A 16,419-nucleotide genomic window follows, 5' to 3' on the forward strand; every position below is an offset into this window, starting at 1 on the left:
TGTTTATGACGGAGCCGAAGCATTTATGGTGTAATTCTTATTTGAGCTTTCAGGGATAAATGGTTTGGCTAAAGCCGGGGACATCGATAAATTCAACATTGCCTCCAGCTAAAGCAGGAGGCAATTGAATCAAAAGAACCCTGATTCCAAATTATGGCTGAAATCAATGGGCGATCCCTCTTCAATAGGAATGCGGCTTTAGCCCATTCAAAAATATAGCAATCCAATGTCCTGGGCTTTAGCCCAAATTTTTGATAGGACGGGTGTTGGGTTATCCAGGTTTGGCTAAAGCCAATGATGCGGACAATAATCCGATTGCCTACAGCTATTAGGCAATTGATGACAGGTAAAGCAGGTTCCGGATCATGATGGATCTATCTTTAACCGAACAATCCTCGATAGGATATAGCCCATTCCAAATTATTGATTTCCAATCCCCTGGCTTTAGCCAAAATTGCTGGGAAGAACACCAGCAAATCATTAGCCCCTTCAATAAAGTAATTGCCCAATTCACAGGTTGAACTATAAATTTGGATGTTAGGGTTTGAGATAAAGTTTTGGCTAAAGCCAATGATGCTGGCGAATTCATTATAGCCTACAGCTAAAGCAGTAGGCAATTGATATAAATATTCAATAGGAAATAGCCTATTCCAATTTACCCGTCCATGATTTGGGGTTAAAAATGGTTAAACTAGATTAAATTACTTCCATTATGTACTGAAAATGAATAGGTTTATAGAATGTTGCTTTACTTTTATAATAGACACCTTTAAATCCAATGTACAACAGAACTTTTCTTGGCATTTTACTTATTGTAGGTTTTTCCTGCGGAAAATCGCAAGATGCCGCAAACGTTGAAACAATTTCTTACAGGGTTGATTCCGTGGTAGTAGACTCCATGGGAGAGATTTTGTACTTGGAATATCTATTGCAAGTCTCGGATTACTGTCAGGAAGATGCGTTTCTGTATAACTACAGCGAATTTGACCACAGCATTGAAAAGATAGATCTGGACCGGCTGGAACTCGTGGACAACTATCCGCTTCAAAAAGAAGGCCCGGATGGTACCGGTTCATGGATCTCCTCGCTCAAAAGTATGGGGAATGGAAAATTGTTCCTCGCAGGGCAATTTGGAGGCCATTTTAATTTAGAAGGTAGGCTGGTGAAAAAATTTGATTGGAATAATATTTCCCTCGCGCAGGGAGGAATGGCTGACAAAGAAAATGTATACCAGCAAATGGCAAATCCCAACTTTGATTACCTGGCCTTTGGATTGGTTACTGACCATCCGACCAATAGGATATCATTAAAAAAGCTAAACATAGCGGACAACCATATTTCCACATTTGAAATTGATCCTAACGGGAATTATAAAAAATACACACTTGGAGATCTGACAACTTATAATAAATGGGATCCCCGGGTCTTTATAACCAGTCAACAGAATAAGGTGATCGTATCCCATGAGTTTTCCAATGATTTTTATGTGTATTCTCCGGAAAACGATGAACTTCAACAAGTGACCTATTCCTCCAAACACACACCAAGCAAGGTAACAATAGCTACCGAAGGTGACTTAATAAATTCGATTGAAGACAGGATCAATGCCCTGGAATCTTACCACGAACAAGTAAGTTTTGGCCCCTTGGTTTGGGACCTACAAAACAAGAGGTATTTGAGGCTTTCTTCCTCAAGAAGATTTGGTGAAGAAAAACGAGAGAGAAGATTGCTCCATGAAGCAACTAATATCGATGTATTTCTCAGTGTTTTTGATATGGAATTTAATCTGCTAAGTGAAACACCAATACCTGAGCTTACTATCAATCCCTCTGCTAAATATTTTGTGAAGGACGGGATGTTGTGGGTCTTTAAGAATCGAGAAGATGAGATGGGATTTGTTAGGGTGGCAATAAGTGAATGAAATGATGATATTATCCTGTCCCCATTCCACGAGGGAAACGGAGCATTTAGGGTGAAATTGGAATTTTTAGCTTTTTGGATAAATGGTTTGGCTAAAGCCAATGATACTGGCGAATTCATTACTGCCTACAGCTAAAGCAGTAGGCAATTGATATAAATATTCAATAGGAATGCGGCTTTAGCCCATTCAAAAAAATAGTAATCAAGAGTCCTGGGCTTCAGCCCAAATTTAGGATAGGACAAGTGTAGGGTAATCCAGATTCGGCTAAAGCCAGGGATGTGGACAATAATCCGATTGCCTACAGCTATTAGGCAATTGATGATAGGTAAAGCGGGTTCCGGATCATGATGGATCTATCCTTAACCGAACAACCCTCAATAGGATTGGGCTTTAGCCCATTTCTAATTATAGATTTCCAATCCACTGGCTGGCTTTAGCCAAAATTGCTGGGAAGAACACCAGCAAATCATTAGCCCCTTCAATAGGTAATTGCCCAATAAACAGGTTGAACTGTACATTTGGATTTTAGGGTTTGGGGATAAAGGTTTGGCTAAAGCCAATGATACTGGCGAATTCATTACTGCCTACAGCTAAAGCAGTAGGCAATTGATATAAATATTCAATAGGAATGCGGCTTTAGCCCATTCAAAAAATAGCAATCAAAAGTATTGGGCTTTAGCCCAAATTTAGGATAGGAGAAACTTATGATAAATCAATTTTGGCTAAAGCCAGGGATTTTGGTGCATTCTTTACTGCCTTCATCTAGAGCAGTATCCAATTGATTCAAGGAGATCGATTCTGAATTTTTAACGGATTTTGCAGATGTATCACTCCTGCATGTGGTTTAGATGGCCTCCGCGGCGTACTCGGCATGAATTCTTTTTCTCGCAGCGGCCGCAAAGCATTCGCAACGGGCGCAGCGGGTGCCATCACATCTTCGATTTTACCTCTTACCCGAACAAGTAATATCGTTTCTGCATGTGCTTTAGATGACCTCTCGTTGCGTTCTTTGCATGAACTCTTTTTCTCGTAGCGACCACCAAGGATACGCAATGGGCGCAGCGGGTGCTGTCTTTTTTCTCCCGGCCGGAAATTTTATTCCAAAACCTCCAGCAGCTTTAAGATGTTAACCGTTTTTTCATCCGAAGATTTGGCATCCACAATGGCTTCCAGATGCAGGGTTTGTTTCCATACAGGTAGGGAATAAAATTTTTCCAGGCTACCCGGACTATCCTTCAGGCAGATAAGTACTTCTTCCGGAATGGAGGTGGGTGCGGCTACTTTATATAATTCCACCAGCACTTCATCTCCGGCCTCTTTGCCCAGGACCTTACGGATCTTGGCATTTACCGGCAGAAATAGTTCCTTATTTCCCTTGGGCATTAGCTTGACGGTACCCAAAAGGTAATCGTCCAGGCTGCCCTGAACGCGTACCATTCCAAAAGGAAAACGTTTCTCATAAGGTACTTCTGCTAGCGAAATGTAGGTCCATCCCCCTTTTCCGGGAAATTTTTCCAGAAGCTTTCGTTGATGCACCAGTGGGGTTTTATCAGCGGTCATGAGTTAAGAAACCTGAACGTACTTAGGGACGGATTTGACCATTTCCGCGGATCACCCATTTGTAGGAAGTCATCTCTTCCAGTGCCATGGGGCCTCTGGCATGCAGTTTCTGGGTACTGATACCAATCTCCGCACCCAATCCAAATTGGGCCCCATCCGTAAAGGCCGTGGAGGCATTGGCATATACCGCTGCCGCATCTACTGCCCGTAGAAAATGGGCAATGGTCTTTTCATCTTCCGCAATGATGGCTTCGCTATGTTTGCTGCTGTACCTGGCTATGTGTTCCAGGGCGGCATCCAGCCCATCCACTGTTTTTATGGCCATCTGGAGCGACAGGAATTCTGTTCCAAAATGGCTTTCCTCAGCTGGCTGCAGTAAGTCTTCCGGATAGTTTCCGGACAGGGCTTCGAAGGCGGCAGTATCGGCAAAGATGGTTACCCCTTTTTCGGCAAGTGGCTTGGCTATTGTTGGCAGGTCATCCAGCCGGCTTTTGTCCAGCAGCAGGCAGTCCAGGGCATTGCAGACACTTACCCGTCGGGTTTTGGCATTGCAGATAATGGCCGTGCCTTTTTCCAGGTTGGCGGAGCGGTCAAAGTAGGTGTGAACGATTCCAGCTCCGGTTTCGATCACGGGAACTTTGGAATTGTTCCGGACAAAGTCTATCAGCCCCTGGCTTCCCCTTGGAATGATGACATCCACATAGCCAACCGCCTGCAGCAGTTCTTTGGTGGCTTCCCTGTCGGCAGGAAGCAGGGCCACTATATCGGTCGTAATTTTATTTTTTTTCAAAACGGAATGGATCACTTCCAAAATGAGGGTATTGGAGGCATGGGCATCCGACCCACCTTTCAGCACCAGGGCATTTCCGGTCTTTAGGCATAGGCTAAAAACATCAAAGGTAACATTTGGGCGGGACTCGTAGATGATGCCGATCACCCCGATGGGAACGCTGATTTTCTGAAGTTCCAAACCGTTGGGTAGCTTTTTTTCGGCCAATACCGTGCCCAGTGGCGTGTCCAGTTTGGCCACATTGATGAGGTCCTCGGCGATATTTTCTAGCCGTTCTTCGCTGAGTTTAAGCCGGTCATATTTGGGATCAGACGGATCCATGCGGTCTAGATCCTCCTGATTGGCATCCAGGATTTCAGGTGTGTATTTGATGGCGGCCATGGCCAGGTCATCCAGTATTTTGTTAATTTTCGCTTCGGACAGCAGGGACAATTGCCTGCTGGCAGCTTGAACGTTTTGAAAGGTTTTTTCCAGGTTTTTCATAGAAAGGATGTCTAATCCAGGCAATGATCAGTTCGATTCAGAAATGTAAAGGTAATCATAATGTATCAATGGCCTTTGTCCGCTAAGACCAATTTTGTCCCGGGCCGTTTCCGCACCATATTCGGCCTTCCCCAATCCGATTCGTTGGCCGGTGGAATCCATTATCCGGATAATGTCTCCCTTCAGAAAGGCACCATTGATGGACAGGATGCCTATAGGTAACAGGCTGGTGATTTTTTCGGAGAGCAGGGCTTTTTTGGCTCCCTCATTAATCATTATCTCCCCTTTAGAGTAGGTATCGCTATGCGCAATCCATTTCTTTTGATTGTGTTTTGATTTTCCAGGTTCAAAATAGGTACAGCGAAGTTTTTGGTAGTAAAAGTCGGTTAAAACCCCCTCTTTTTTTCCATTGGCAATCATTACTTCAATTCCCAGATCTGCGGATTTTTTGGCCATGGTCATTTTGGTCAACATTCCGCCACGGCCGAAGGACGAAGTACGTGTGGCAATGTACTGGCTGAGATCGGGCATTTTCTGCCCGACATGGGTAATTAATTCAGAATCCGGATCGGAGGGATGCCCTTTGTAAATACCGTCCACATTGGTGAGCAGGATCAGGCTGTCCGCATCAATCATGGCGGCCACCAATCCGGCCAGTTCGTCATTATCCGTAAACATCAGTTCGGTGACTGCCACGGCATCGTTTTCATTGATCACCGGGACCACTTGATTTTTGAGCAAACCGTCCAGGCAGTTTTTCATGTTCAGATAATGAGTCCGGTCACGGAAATCCTCTTTTGTCACCATCAATTGGGCAATCGGATAGCCCTTTTGGGAAAACAATTCCTGATAAGAACGGATGAGGGCAATCTGTCCGATCGCCGCCCAAACTTGTTTTTTAGAAACAGCATCGGTTTTTGTGGAGAGTTGCTGGGATTTTCGTCCAAAGGCTACCGCTCCGGAAGTAACCAAAACTACCCGCATTCCTTTTTCCAGGAGAAAGGCCATCTGATCCACTAAATTACACATGCGTTGAACGTCCGGACTCCCATCGTCCATGGTCAATACATTGGAGCCTATTTTGATAACAACGGTTTGTGGTTTTCGGATCATTGGCGAAGAATTTGCGGGCATTCCCGCAAAAATAGAAAGCTTTCGGGAATTTGGCTACCATAAGTAACCTATTTATCAGATCGGCTCAAGGGTATTTTCGGAATTTATCCTTACTTTGGAGGGATATTAATCGAATTTCTGGCCGCTAAAACTTGAGAAACTTGGGAGATTTAATCATTGCCTTCAGTAATTGGATTTGGGGAACACCATTGTTGGTCTTGTTGATGGGCGGTGGTTTTTTCATGTTGTTTTATTCCCGCTTTATCCCGTTCCGCGGATTGCGGCATGCGATGAAAGTAGTGGGAGGCAAGTACGATGACCCCAATGCTTCGGGAGATATCACCTCTTTGCAGGCATTGTCTTCTGCCATCGCCGCTACCGTAGGGTTGGGTAATATCAGTGGCGTGGCCCTGGCGATCGGCACGGGAGGCCCGGGAGCCATTTTCTGGATGTGGGTTTCGGCATTTGTGGGCATGGCCACCAAATTCTTTACCTGTACCCTCGCCATCATGTACCGGGGTAAAGATTCCTCAGGTCACATACAGGGAGGTCCCATGTACGTGATAGAGGAGGGCATGGGAAAAAAATGGCGTTTCCTTTCGGTCATATTTTGTGTGGCAGGGATCATGGGCTTGCTGGCCATCTTTCAGGCCAATCAACTTACCGAAGTCTTGCGGGTGGTACTATTGCGCCCATTTGGTCTGGACTGGGGTCAGACATCCCGCTGGATTATTGGAATCACGGTTATGTTATTGGTAGCTGTAGTCATTTTGGGAGGCATCCAACGGATTGCAAAAGTAGCCTCCCGGTTGGTGCCTTTTATGGTGACCATGTATTTTGTCTGCGTATTCATCATTCTTTTCAAAAACCTGGGAGAGGTGCCTGAAATGCTTCTGTTCATTATAGAGGATGCCTTTACCGGTAAAGCGGTTTTGGGAGGAGCTGTGGGGCAGGTGATTATCATCGGAGCCCGAAGGGCCGCATTTTCCAACGAGGCGGGAATCGGAACGGCCCCCATGGTGCATGGTGCCTCGAAAACCAGCGAGCCGGTGAGAGAAGGCTTGATTGCCATGTTGGGCCCTTTTATTGATACGATCGTCGTTTGTACACTGACAGCCCTGGTTATTTTGGTTACCGGCGTTTGGAAAACCGGAGAGCGAGATGGGGTGTTACTGACTTTGTCGGCATTTGAACAGGGCTTGCCGGGCATTGGAAAATACCTGTTGATGGCTGCCGTACTTATTTTCGCTCTTTCCACCATGTTTACCTATTCTTATTACGGCCACAAATGCTTTAATTACCTCTTTGGAGCGGATAAGGCTGATTATTACAATTACTTTTACCTGATCACCATAGTCGGGGGCGCGGTTACCTCCCTAAGTGTGGTGATGAGTTTCGTGGACGGTATGTATGCGGTAATGGCTTTCCCCACCATGATTTCTGCCTTGTACCTTTCTCCAAAGGTGATTGCGGCTACCAAAGATTATTTTGAACGCATGAAAATTCTCGATGAAGAATGAAATGGCTGATCGCACCGAATGCCTTTAAGGGAACATTGGAAGCGGAAGAGGCTGCCGCTATCATTGAAGAAACCATTCAGAACTGCCGCCCCAATGACGAGACCGATTGTTGTCCCATTGCTGACGGAGGAGACGGCACCTGTTTGCTGCTGAGCAAACAATTGGGACTGGAAAAAGTAGAGGCTTGGGTATGTGGGCCGCTGGGCAGATCACAAAAAGGCTTTTTTGGATTCGAGCCTGCTTCCCATACCGCCTTTCTGGACGTGTCGACGGTTTCGGGAATCAAAGACCTGAAGGATCACGAAAAAGACCCCTGGACCTGTAGCACCTATGGTACGGGGGAATTGATTTGCCAGGCCGTTGAAAAAGGCGCGCATCACATCGTGCTAGGACTAGGAGGAAGTGCTACCATTGATATGGGTACCGGGATTCTTCAGGCACTCGGCTTGCAATTTTTGGATAAAAATGGACGGGAACTAATTCCTTTCGTTCCGGGATTTTTAGAAAAAATAGCCCATATTCAATTGCCACTTAAATTACCTGACCTACGCATCACCTGCTTGTGTGATGTGGACAATCCTTTTTTTGGGAAAGAGGGAGCCATTCCGGTATTTGGTCCGCAAAAAGGACTAACCGAAAACCAGCAGCCGCAATTTCTGAAAGCTGCCCAAAATTTTTTCGAACGAATAAGAAAAAAGTCCAAATGGGAGGTAAAAGATCAAGCTTGCTTTGGTGCAGCGGGTGGCATAGCCTTGGGGTTACATGCTTTCTTTCCGGTGGAGTTGAAACAAGGTGCTGGCTATTTTTTTGAAAAAACCAGCATGGAGCAACGCATTCAGGAAGCGGACAGGGTGGTAACCGGTGAAGGCCGGTTCGATTCGCAGTCAGCGCAGGGCAAGGGGAGTTATGAGTTATTGCAGTTGGCAAAAAAATGCGGAAAAAAGAGTTGGCTGATCACCTCCGGGGAGGAGGGAAGGGAAGCGGGCTTTGACGCCGTTATCCGTATGCCTGACCTGGATTTTGCTGCCCCGGACCTGAAGGAGCGGGCAAAATTAAATTTACGGGAAGCTTTGATAAAGAAATTTAGCTGATTCGATTTAGGTTTTGAGTTTCAAACCGATAAAGGTTGAAATGTGCCTATTGATAGGTTCTTTTAAAGAATGCATGCTTCTTGTTAGAAAAAAATGGGGTTCACGCCACTGCCACAGCGGAGATGCAGAGAACACCGCGAGCGTTTTAATTCAAGAGAGGGTATTGAGATTTTTAAGTAATTTCTGCTTGTGCTGTTTGCTGATGGGCAGCTTTATTTTATTGATTTCCAGAAAAGTATCCGCCACTGCATCCAACTTGGAGATGTTAACGAGAAAGGACCGGTGGATACGGATAAACTCCCGGTCTGGCAGCTTTTGATCCAGCACTTTTAAGGGGCAAACAACCAGAATGGATTCGTTTTTGGTATGGATTTTAGCATAGTTTCGGTCTGCTTCTACATAGTAAATATCTTTAAATAAAATTTTAACTAGTTTGTGATGCGTTCTGACAAATATCCTATCTTTCAGAAAGGTAGCAGAGGCGTCGGCTTCAGCCGTTGGTTTTTCCTGTTTGTATGTAATCTGCTCGGCCGCCAGCGCCAGGGTGCGTTCAAGTTCTACAGCCTGAAAAGGTTTGGAAATAAAGGCAAAAGGGCGGGTGGATTTAGCCTCTTCAAAGAAATCCTGCCCGATATTACCTGTTAGAAAAATGGCTTTGACATCCTGAATTTCCTGCATGCGAGTAACTGCCTCAATACCATTTAATCTACCTTTTAAACCAATATCCACCAAAACCAGTTCCGGCCGGTATTCCTGAAAATGCAAGACCGCTTTTTCCCCACTGTTTTCGATTCCAGACACCGAATAGCCTAGTTTTCGGACACTTTGGGCCAGATGAGTAGCTTGCAGCAGATCGTCTTCCAGGATCAAAATTGTTATCATATTGGTTTTAATTCATGGTTTTATGGGTGAAATTCGAATCGAAAGTGGGTCCCTTGATCCGGTATTTTGCGCATTTCGCCATTCAACTGAATAGATAATAGCTGAATCAATTGTCTGCCGAAACCGGGAGACAGCGCCACCTCCTCTTCCTCAAAGCCTATCCCGTTATCCCGGTAAACAAGCACTAACTCGCTGCCTCGCCAGTAGAGGGATATGAAAAGGGATCCCAATTCCACTTTTGGAAAGGCATATTTCAGTGAATTAGTTATTAGTTCATTGACAATCAATCCAATAGGTATGGCGGTTATGATGTCCATGCTTATTTTTTCCATTTCACAGTACAGGATTGCCTTGCCCCTGGCTCCAAAACTATTGATGATATCTTCTGAAAGTTTGGTGAAATAGTCCTTCATTTCTATGTAGACGAGGTCTTTTCCTTGATAGAGTGTTTGATGAACCAGTCCCATGCTTTGTACCCTGCTTTGACTATCCAACATGATTTGCTGTAACTGGGGATCCTGTATCCGCTCTGATTGCAGGGAAAGTAGGCTGCTAACGACCTGCAGGTTGTTTTTAATCCGGTGATGGGTTTCTCGTACCAGGTGGCTTTTTTGCAGGTTTTGCTCTTCCAATAGCCGGTTCTTCTTTTTGATAATGCGATAGCCTCGAAAGGTGACGAGCGATAAAATCAGCAACAGGCTGGTGCCAAAAATCCAAAAAGTCACTTGTTTATCTTGTTTGCTAAGGATCAGTGCCTGTTCTTTTATGGTGTTGTCTTTTTGCGCCAGCTCAAGGGCAGCTTCCAGGGAAGCCATCTTTTTATCAGCTTCTTCATTAAAAATGGTTCGGTTAAGTTCGTGATACTTTTTGAAGGTGACCAGGGCCTTCTGCGTTTTACCTATGGCCTCGTACGTTTCACTCAAATGGAGGTAGGCCTGTCTGGAAAAAAAATGATCTCCGGAATCTGGTCCGGCTTCGGCGATGCTTTGAAGGAGATAAGTTTCAGCAGAAAGGTATTCTCTTTTTAAAAGGTGTACTTCGCCTATTGCCAAAAGGGACCTCATGCGCATGAAGGAATTTTTAAGTAATCTGGCATATTCCAGGGCCAGGTAGGCAGATTTTTCCGCCCGGTCTAGTGCTCCCTTTTTGATTTGAAGACTAGTGAGGGCGATATATACATCGCTGAGGTTATTGTAAAACCCAAACCTTTCGCCGATCGCAATGCTTTTTTCAAAGTGGTTTTCAGCTTCTTCCATCCTGGAAAGGGCCATTAAATGGTTACCCACCACATAATGTGTGAAGTCAAAATCCATATCCGGAATACCTCGCTTTTCAAAAAGACCCAGGGATTTTAAGCCTAGCTCCAACCCTTCCATGTAGTTACCCTGTTTCCAAAGTAAATAGCTCATGTCGCTGTAGGCCATGGCCTGGGCTTTGATTTGTCCGGTTTTTTTTCCCAAATCCAGGGTTTTTCTTGCCCATTCAAACGCAGAGGCCAGCTCACCTCTCCTTTCATAAACGTATCCCAAATTGGTATAGGCGAGCCAAAACTCTGATTCAGGAATCTCTTTCAATGCCATTTGTAACAGCATCTCAGCCTGTTCTGTTTCGTCCATACGCATGAGGATGGCACCTTTGATTAGCTGAAACCTACCCTTCCAGAGAGGGTTTTGTGAATGAGTAGCCTCATCAAGTCCGATTTGAATGATATGCAGTGATTTTTCCAGATGACGTGAATGCGTATAATAACCCCAATCCCATAGCACTTGCCAGCGAAGGCTGTCCTTTTCCCTATACGATTGGGCTAGATGCGCTAATGATTCCAGGTATTCGGAGCCAAAATCGGGAGAGTAGGTAAATACTGCTCGGTAATCTGCTGGGTTTTTAGGAATTGGTGTGCCAAAAGAAAAATAGAAGCAGCTGATTCCGACCAGTAGAAAGCAATATTTCATAATTTAAATATAGTAAAATTCCTCATATATCCGACGCTATTTGAGAGTTGGGCGGTCGTAAATAGAGCAATTTTTCCGTTCCGGAAACGATTTGGTATCATTGGGACAATATTTCCCCGCTTTGGGAAAAATTTGCTTGGAAATCGGCGCTGATACCCTTTAATTAGAAGCGCTTAGTTACTAAAAGCATTTAAGATTAAGGTTTTTTAACAATGGAAAAACAGCTCTTATTGAGAGCTGTTTTTTTTGTCCCCCTCCAACCGGTTTTTCGCCGGATTCAAAAAAGCAATTTTAATCTGTACTGTAAAATAGGAACCTGCAAATAAATTGATGCGTACCCATTTTTTGATAATGTAAAAACACTATTCGTATATTTAACGCCCATTTTTCTGATAAAATAATATTTCTAAAGTACCAAAAGTGCTTTTATTCATCTATATTACCTCTTAATTCGAACCGCTTTTTGTCATGTTTTCGTTTTTACATTTCCATGTCTTGTTTTTTTTATTGATGGCGGTGGCGGTAGTCCCGTTATTGTTTCCACTCTTTATTCGAAAAGAAACCGCAGAAAAAGCTTCCAGTTATTTTTTTTGGATAATGGTGGCCTGTTTTATCTATTCTTTTGCCTATGGGTTGGAATTGATGATGGTGCCCAAAACCGGAAAAATCCTCATGATCAAAGTACAGTACCTGGGTGCCGTGGCCTTTGCACCACTGGTATACTTTTTTACCCTGGTTTATACTGGAATGGAAAAATGGATTACCCGCAGAAGGCTGTATTTCTTCTCGATTTTGCCACTGGTAAACTTACTTTTAGTGTGGACTACCGAATGGCATCACCTCTTCTACCGAAATTTTTCGCTTGTCGATGCAACCTTATTTCCTGTTTTGGTAACTCAAAAAGGGCTATTTTACTGGATACACCAGGGCTATACCCTCTTATTGCTTTTTAGTAGTCTTTGGTTATTGATCAAGCGAATTTCGGAAATACCTATTGCAAATTCCAGGCAGGTTATCATGGTTATTTTAGGACTTTGCAGTCCGCATTTCATTTATTTGTGGTATTTAACGGGGAATATTCCCTATCAACTGGATCCCATCCCGATTGGTTTTTTAGGTACCGGGTTTTTCTTTTTTTTGGGGCTTAAAAAATTCAACTTGTTTCGGATCGCGCCGGTGGCTTACCGAACCCTTTTCGATAACCTTCAGGAGGGCGTGATGGTCCTGGATAATCAGGGAGAGCTCGTAACGTTAAACCTATCCGCGGCGAAATACATTGGGATAGGAAAGGTCCATCATAAGTCGGCATTATTTGAAATAAGCCAAAACTGGCCGGAAATAGCCAGCTTGCTCAGTCCACCGGAAGCTTATCGAATTAGAGAATTTACACGAGAAAAGGAAACACATACGTACTGGTATTTGCTTAGCAAATCTACCGTTTCAGTGGATGGAAAAGACAAGGTCGGTAGTTTGCTAGTATTGCGGGATATTACCCAGGAGAAAAATTTTCAGTTGGAAATTGAAAAAGCCAGGGTACAGGCAGAAGAAGCGAACCGGGCAAAAAGTGAGTTTTTGGCGAATATGAGCCATGAGATCCGAACCCCCCTGAACGGAGTCATTGGGTTTACCGAGCTGCTGACCCATACCCAGCTAAATGCGCAGCAAAAAAGGTATGCCCAAACAGCGCTCTCTTCTGCTTCTGCCCTGTTAGAACTCATCAACGATGTTCTCGACCTGGCCAAAATAGAATCAGGAAAGGCAGACTTAAATCAGAATACGGTGGATCTTCATGTCCTTCTCGAAACAATCATCGATGTTTTGAGCTTCCAGGCGCACCAAAAAGGACTGGAATTAATTCTGGATTTGGAATCCAACGTTCCTTTAAAAATTGAAACAGACGAACTTAAACTCAAGCAGGTATTGATTAACCTGCTGAATAATGCGTTGAAATTTACAGATAGAGGGGAGGTGATTTTACGGGTTTCCTGGCTGGAAGAGGAACCCCGTTCCAGCAAGGGTATGCTTCGATTTGCCGTTCAGGATAGCGGGATAGGGATCGCTGAAAACAAGCAGCAATTGATATTTGATGCCTTTTCCCAAGCCGATTCTTCCACTACCAAAAAATTCGGAGGTACGGGGCTTGGGCTGACCATTTCCAATAAATTACTCTCGCTGATGGACAGTCGGATTCAGCTTGTCAGCGAGCCGGGTAAAGGAAGCACCTTTTTCTTTGATATGGAAGTTGAGCGTCAGGAAAATAGAAGCGAGGAAGTGGTTATTAAAGAAATTTCCAAGGTATTGGTATTGGACGGAAACGCTTCGTCAGGTAAGGTTATCGCCCGTTATTGCGAGGACCTTGGATTAAAGGTGGTTCGGTCTGAAGCTATTAACGACACTTTTTTCGCCCTTGAAAAAGACCTAGGCATTGATCTGGTATTGATGAATAATCGCCTAATGGGAAAAAATAGTCCAGCAGCCATGGAACAGATGATTCGCCTGACGGAAAAGCATGGAAGAAAAGTGACATTTGTGGCCATGATCGGAGGGAACGATAAAGATAGCCTAATCCAATCCTATAAGGAAATCGGGTGCGCACTGATTCTGGATAAACCGGTCACTCCCTCTAAATTGAGACAGCTGATTAGCAAGGAGCCTTATACTGCTTACGATACTCCCGATGGAGGGCTACAACACCCTGAGGAAGGCAGCCTGCCCTATGAAAAGCGTTTTAAACTTTTGGTGGCCGAAGACAATCCGATTAACCGCATGCTGGTGAAAATTTTTCTGGAAAAAATGTCTCCGGAAGCCCTGGTGTTGGAAGCGGAGAATGGTAGGGAGGCTCTGGCCCTATTTGTAGAACAAAACCCCGACCTTGTGATCACGGATATTCACATGCCGGAAATGAATGGGTATGAATTATTGCAGGCGATACGGGAATTACCCTCCGGAAAAGAAGTACCGGTGATTGGATTTACGGCCAATGCCTTTCCGGAAAAAGCCAGTGCCGGGAAACCCTACGAATTTGACGATTACCTTATCAAACCAGTAGTGCAAAAAAGATTCAAGCAGGTCGTGGGTAAATGGATGGAAAATCCACCCGCTTTGTAAAAAAAAGGTGAATGACAAAATTGCCATTCACCCGGTATTTGTTAATTATCTTCCCCTCGGAGTTTAATGATAGCACCATCCAGTTCCTCAGAGATCCTGATCTGGCAGGCCAGTCGACTCGTCGGGAAATATTCCGGCAGGGCTTCCAACTGATCCAATTCCACATCGGTGGCCTCTCCCAGTCCGTTTTTGCCTTCCAATACTTCGATATGGCAGGTGGCACACAGGGCCATGCCACCACAGGTGGCTAGCACTGGGTACTCGGAAGCTTTTAGCACTTCCATCAGGCTTAGCCCCATGTCATCCGGGGCTTCTATGCTTTGGCGATTGCCATCGTGATCTTCTACGGTGAATGTTACCATTTGGCAAAAATACGATTAAAATGAATTGACTCCGTTAACAGTGGTGTATTTAAAACTTAATTTTTGATCTGGGTAAACGTATTTGAAAGCAGATTGCATCATGATGGCTGCTTCATGGAATCCACAGAGTATCAGTTTTAGTTTTCCAGGGTAGGTATTGATATCTCCTATGGCATAGATCCGCTCTACTCCGGTAGAATAATCCCTTGTGTCTACTTCTATGGCGTTTCGGTCAACGGTAAGCCCCCAGTCGGCGATGGGTCCGAGTTTGGGACTGAGACCAAAAAGCGGTATCAGGTAGTCCGTTTCAATTTTAATCTTACTTTTGGCTTTGTCTTCTAAAAAAACAGAGGCAAGATGCCCATTTCCGCCCAATTCCTTCAGGTTCGCGGAAAGGATCAGGTCAATTTTCCCCTGGTTGGCCAGGTCAAAAACCTTGGCGGCAGAATCAGGTGCTCCGCGGAAGGTTTCATTTCGATGAACCAGCGTAACCCTTTTGGCCACGTCGGACAGGAAAATGGCCCAGTCCAGCGCAGAATCACCCCCGCCGGCAAGAATAACCTTCTTATCCCGGAATTGCTCCGGATTTTTGACCATATAGGCCACTCCTTTTCCTTCGAACGTTTCCAGGTTTTCTAACACCGGTTTTCTGGGTTCAAAACATCCCAATCCTCCGGCAATCACCACTACCTGTGCATGGATCTGAGTTTTATCATTCGTGGTCAACGTGTACGATCCATCCTCTTGCTTACTGAGGTGGTCAATTCGTTCGCCCAAAGAAAACGTGGGTTTGAAAGGCTTGATTTGATCCATCAGATTATCTACCAACTCTTGGGCTTTTACTTCAGGGTAGCCGGGAATATCGTAAATAGGCTTTTGCGGATAAATTTCCGACAACTGACCGCCAACCTGTGGCAATGCATCTACCAAATGGCAGCGCATCTTCAATAAACCTGCTTCAAAAACGGCAAATAAGCCTACCGGGCCTGCTCCAATAATGCAAATGTCAGTAGTAATCATGGTGTAGCTTGATTGTTTTTAATGGTGGAACCCTACCTGGGTTCGATTGTTTGTACAAATATAATTAGTATAACAACTATTTTAAATTTTCCGATACATTATTCCTCCAGGTTGCCATAAATGGTATTCAGGATGCGCTTAAATTCTTCAAAATCCCGCTCATTTAAATTTTCCCAGGCCTTCTGCCGAATGAGGGATATCTGAGGTTTAAGTTCTGCCACTTTGTCTTTCCCGCCTTTGGTCAGATGAAGCTGATAGCTCCGTCTGTCTTGCGGGTGTGGGAGCCGCTCTACGTATCCTTTCTTGCAAAGTATATCGACAATTCGGGTCAACGTGGGGTGGTCCTTAAATACCAAATGAGCTAATTCAGTTTGGCTAAGTATTTCGTTCTCATCCAGATTTTTCATGACCAGCCATTGGTCTACCGTAATGTCAAAATCCTTTAACTTGAACTTTTGTTGGGCATATTGCTTGACCTTCCTCGCGGTCCTGTCCAACAAAAAAGAATACCTGCTAAATTGCTCGTATGTCATGCCAATTATTAGTACGGCAAATATAATTAATATTTCAAACTTTATCCCAACAAACCCTATAAAAATTATAGGTTTTGTTGAATA

13 protein-coding genes are annotated in these 16,419 nt (G+C 44.4%); 4 read left to right on the forward strand and 9 right to left on the reverse strand.

The window, feature by feature from the left end:
* Positions 1 to 380 precede the first annotated feature (380 nt).
* Complete coding sequence (locus tag GJS45_RS19755; protein ID WP_162343593.1) at positions 381 to 617, reverse strand: hypothetical protein; 237 nt, start codon at positions 615 to 617, stop codon at positions 381 to 383.
* 161 nt (positions 618 to 778) lie between these two features.
* On the opposite strand from GJS45_RS19755, the gene GJS45_RS19760 reads away from it, so the two are divergent.
* A complete protein-coding gene (locus GJS45_RS19760; RefSeq protein ID WP_162343594.1) occupies positions 779 to 1,921 on the forward strand; it encodes a DUF4221 family protein in 1,143 nt (380 codons plus the stop codon).
* A 1,095-nt stretch (positions 1,922 to 3,016) separates the two neighbouring features.
* On the opposite strand, the gene GJS45_RS19765 is transcribed toward GJS45_RS19760, so the two are convergent.
* Genes GJS45_RS19765 through proB form a run of 3 tightly spaced genes read right to left on the reverse strand, consistent with a single transcriptional unit; the run spans position 3,017 to position 5,867 of the window.
* Positions 3,017 to 3,481, reverse strand: coding sequence for a DUF1905 domain-containing protein (locus tag GJS45_RS19765; RefSeq protein ID WP_162343595.1), 465 nt, complete (start codon positions 3,479 to 3,481; stop codon positions 3,017 to 3,019).
* A gap of 22 nt (positions 3,482 to 3,503) precedes the next feature.
* The gene (locus GJS45_RS19770; RefSeq protein ID WP_162343596.1) at positions 3,504 to 4,754 is read right to left on the reverse strand and encodes a glutamate-5-semialdehyde dehydrogenase; all 1,251 of its coding nucleotides are present in this window, start codon (positions 4,752 to 4,754) and stop codon (positions 3,504 to 3,506) included.
* Between the two features lie 27 nt (positions 4,755 to 4,781).
* Entirely contained in the window at positions 4,782 to 5,867 is a 1,086-nt protein-coding gene (gene proB / locus GJS45_RS19775; protein WP_162343597.1) for a glutamate 5-kinase, read from the reverse strand.
* A gap of 161 nt (positions 5,868 to 6,028) precedes the next feature.
* Between proB and GJS45_RS19780 the strand changes: the two genes are divergently transcribed.
* Positions 6,029 to 7,387 carry an alanine/glycine:cation symporter family protein gene (locus GJS45_RS19780; RefSeq protein WP_162343598.1) on the forward strand — a complete coding sequence of 453 codons (1,359 nt, stop codon included), beginning with the start codon at positions 6,029 to 6,031 and terminating at the stop codon, positions 7,385 to 7,387.
* Positions 7,384 to 8,478, forward strand: coding sequence for a glycerate kinase family protein (locus tag GJS45_RS19785; protein WP_162343599.1), 1,095 nt, complete (start codon positions 7,384 to 7,386; stop codon positions 8,476 to 8,478). Before GJS45_RS19780 ends, GJS45_RS19785 begins: the two co-directional genes overlap by 4 nt.
* A gap of 150 nt (positions 8,479 to 8,628) precedes the next feature.
* Here the strand turns inward: GJS45_RS19785 and GJS45_RS19790 are convergent, their stop codons facing one another.
* Together GJS45_RS19790 and GJS45_RS19795 are read right to left on the reverse strand one after the other, a co-directional pair.
* Positions 8,629 to 9,360 (reverse strand): LytR/AlgR family response regulator transcription factor, encoded by a 732-nt coding sequence (locus GJS45_RS19790; RefSeq protein ID WP_162343600.1) that lies wholly within the window; start codon positions 9,358 to 9,360, stop codon positions 8,629 to 8,631.
* A 20-nt stretch (positions 9,361 to 9,380) separates the two neighbouring features.
* Entirely contained in the window at positions 9,381 to 11,312 is a 1,932-nt protein-coding gene (locus GJS45_RS19795; RefSeq protein WP_162343601.1) for a histidine kinase dimerization/phosphoacceptor domain -containing protein, read from the reverse strand.
* A 468-nt stretch (positions 11,313 to 11,780) separates the two neighbouring features.
* Here GJS45_RS19795 and GJS45_RS19800 point away from each other — a divergent pair, with 468 nt between their 5' ends.
* A complete protein-coding gene (locus GJS45_RS19800; RefSeq protein ID WP_162343602.1) occupies positions 11,781 to 14,420 on the forward strand; it encodes a hybrid sensor histidine kinase/response regulator in 2,640 nt (879 codons plus the stop codon).
* Between the two features lie 41 nt (positions 14,421 to 14,461).
* Here GJS45_RS19800 and GJS45_RS19805 read toward each other — a convergent pair whose 3' ends face one another.
* From GJS45_RS19805 to GJS45_RS19815, 3 genes are all read right to left on the reverse strand, one after another.
* Entirely contained in the window at positions 14,462 to 14,782 is a 321-nt protein-coding gene (locus GJS45_RS19805) for a 2Fe-2S iron-sulfur cluster-binding protein (RefSeq protein WP_162343603.1), read from the reverse strand.
* 15 nt (positions 14,783 to 14,797) lie between these two features.
* The gene (locus GJS45_RS19810) at positions 14,798 to 15,802 is read right to left on the reverse strand and encodes an NAD(P)/FAD-dependent oxidoreductase (RefSeq protein WP_162343604.1); all 1,005 of its coding nucleotides are present in this window, start codon (positions 15,800 to 15,802) and stop codon (positions 14,798 to 14,800) included.
* A gap of 98 nt (positions 15,803 to 15,900) precedes the next feature.
* Positions 15,901 to 16,335, reverse strand: a complete 435-nt coding sequence (locus tag GJS45_RS19815; protein ID WP_162343605.1) for a MarR family winged helix-turn-helix transcriptional regulator — start codon at positions 16,333 to 16,335, stop codon at positions 15,901 to 15,903.
* Positions 16,336 to 16,419 lie beyond the last annotated feature (84 nt).

This window comes from Cyclobacterium salsum (assembly GCF_010119245.1).
GTDB classification, from domain to species: Bacteria; Bacteroidota; Bacteroidia; order Cytophagales; family Cyclobacteriaceae; genus Cyclobacterium; species Cyclobacterium salsum.

What these genes read in the sequence shown, in the direction of transcription:
- GJS45_RS19760 (WP_162343594.1), top strand. Translation starts at nt 779, where the DNA reads ATGTACAACAGAACTTTTCTTGGCATTTTACTTATTGTAGGTTTTTCC.
- GJS45_RS19790 (WP_162343600.1), bottom strand. Translation starts at nt 9,360, where the DNA reads ATGATAACAATTTTGATCCTGGAAGACGATCTGCTGCAAGCTACTCAT.
- proB (WP_162343597.1), bottom strand. Translation starts at nt 5,867, where the DNA reads ATGATCCGAAAACCACAAACCGTTGTTATCAAAATAGGCTCCAATGTA.
- GJS45_RS19805 (WP_162343603.1), bottom strand. Translation starts at nt 14,782, where the DNA reads ATGGTAACATTCACCGTAGAAGATCACGATGGCAATCGCCAAAGCATA.
- GJS45_RS19770 (WP_162343596.1), bottom strand. Translation starts at nt 4,754, where the DNA reads ATGAAAAACCTGGAAAAAACCTTTCAAAACGTTCAAGCTGCCAGCAGG.
- GJS45_RS19810 (WP_162343604.1), bottom strand. Translation starts at nt 15,802, where the DNA reads ATGATTACTACTGACATTTGCATTATTGGAGCAGGCCCGGTAGGCTTA.
- GJS45_RS19765 (WP_162343595.1), bottom strand. Translation starts at nt 3,481, where the DNA reads ATGACCGCTGATAAAACCCCACTGGTGCATCAACGAAAGCTTCTGGAA.
- GJS45_RS19800 (WP_162343602.1), top strand. Translation starts at nt 11,781, where the DNA reads ATGTTTTCGTTTTTACATTTCCATGTCTTGTTTTTTTTATTGATGGCG.
- GJS45_RS19815 (WP_162343605.1), bottom strand. Translation starts at nt 16,335, where the DNA reads ATGACATACGAGCAATTTAGCAGGTATTCTTTTTTGTTGGACAGGACC.
- GJS45_RS19795 (WP_162343601.1), bottom strand. Translation starts at nt 11,312, where the DNA reads ATGAAATATTGCTTTCTACTGGTCGGAATCAGCTGCTTCTATTTTTCT.
- GJS45_RS19785 (WP_162343599.1), top strand. Translation starts at nt 7,384, where the DNA reads ATGAAATGGCTGATCGCACCGAATGCCTTTAAGGGAACATTGGAAGCG.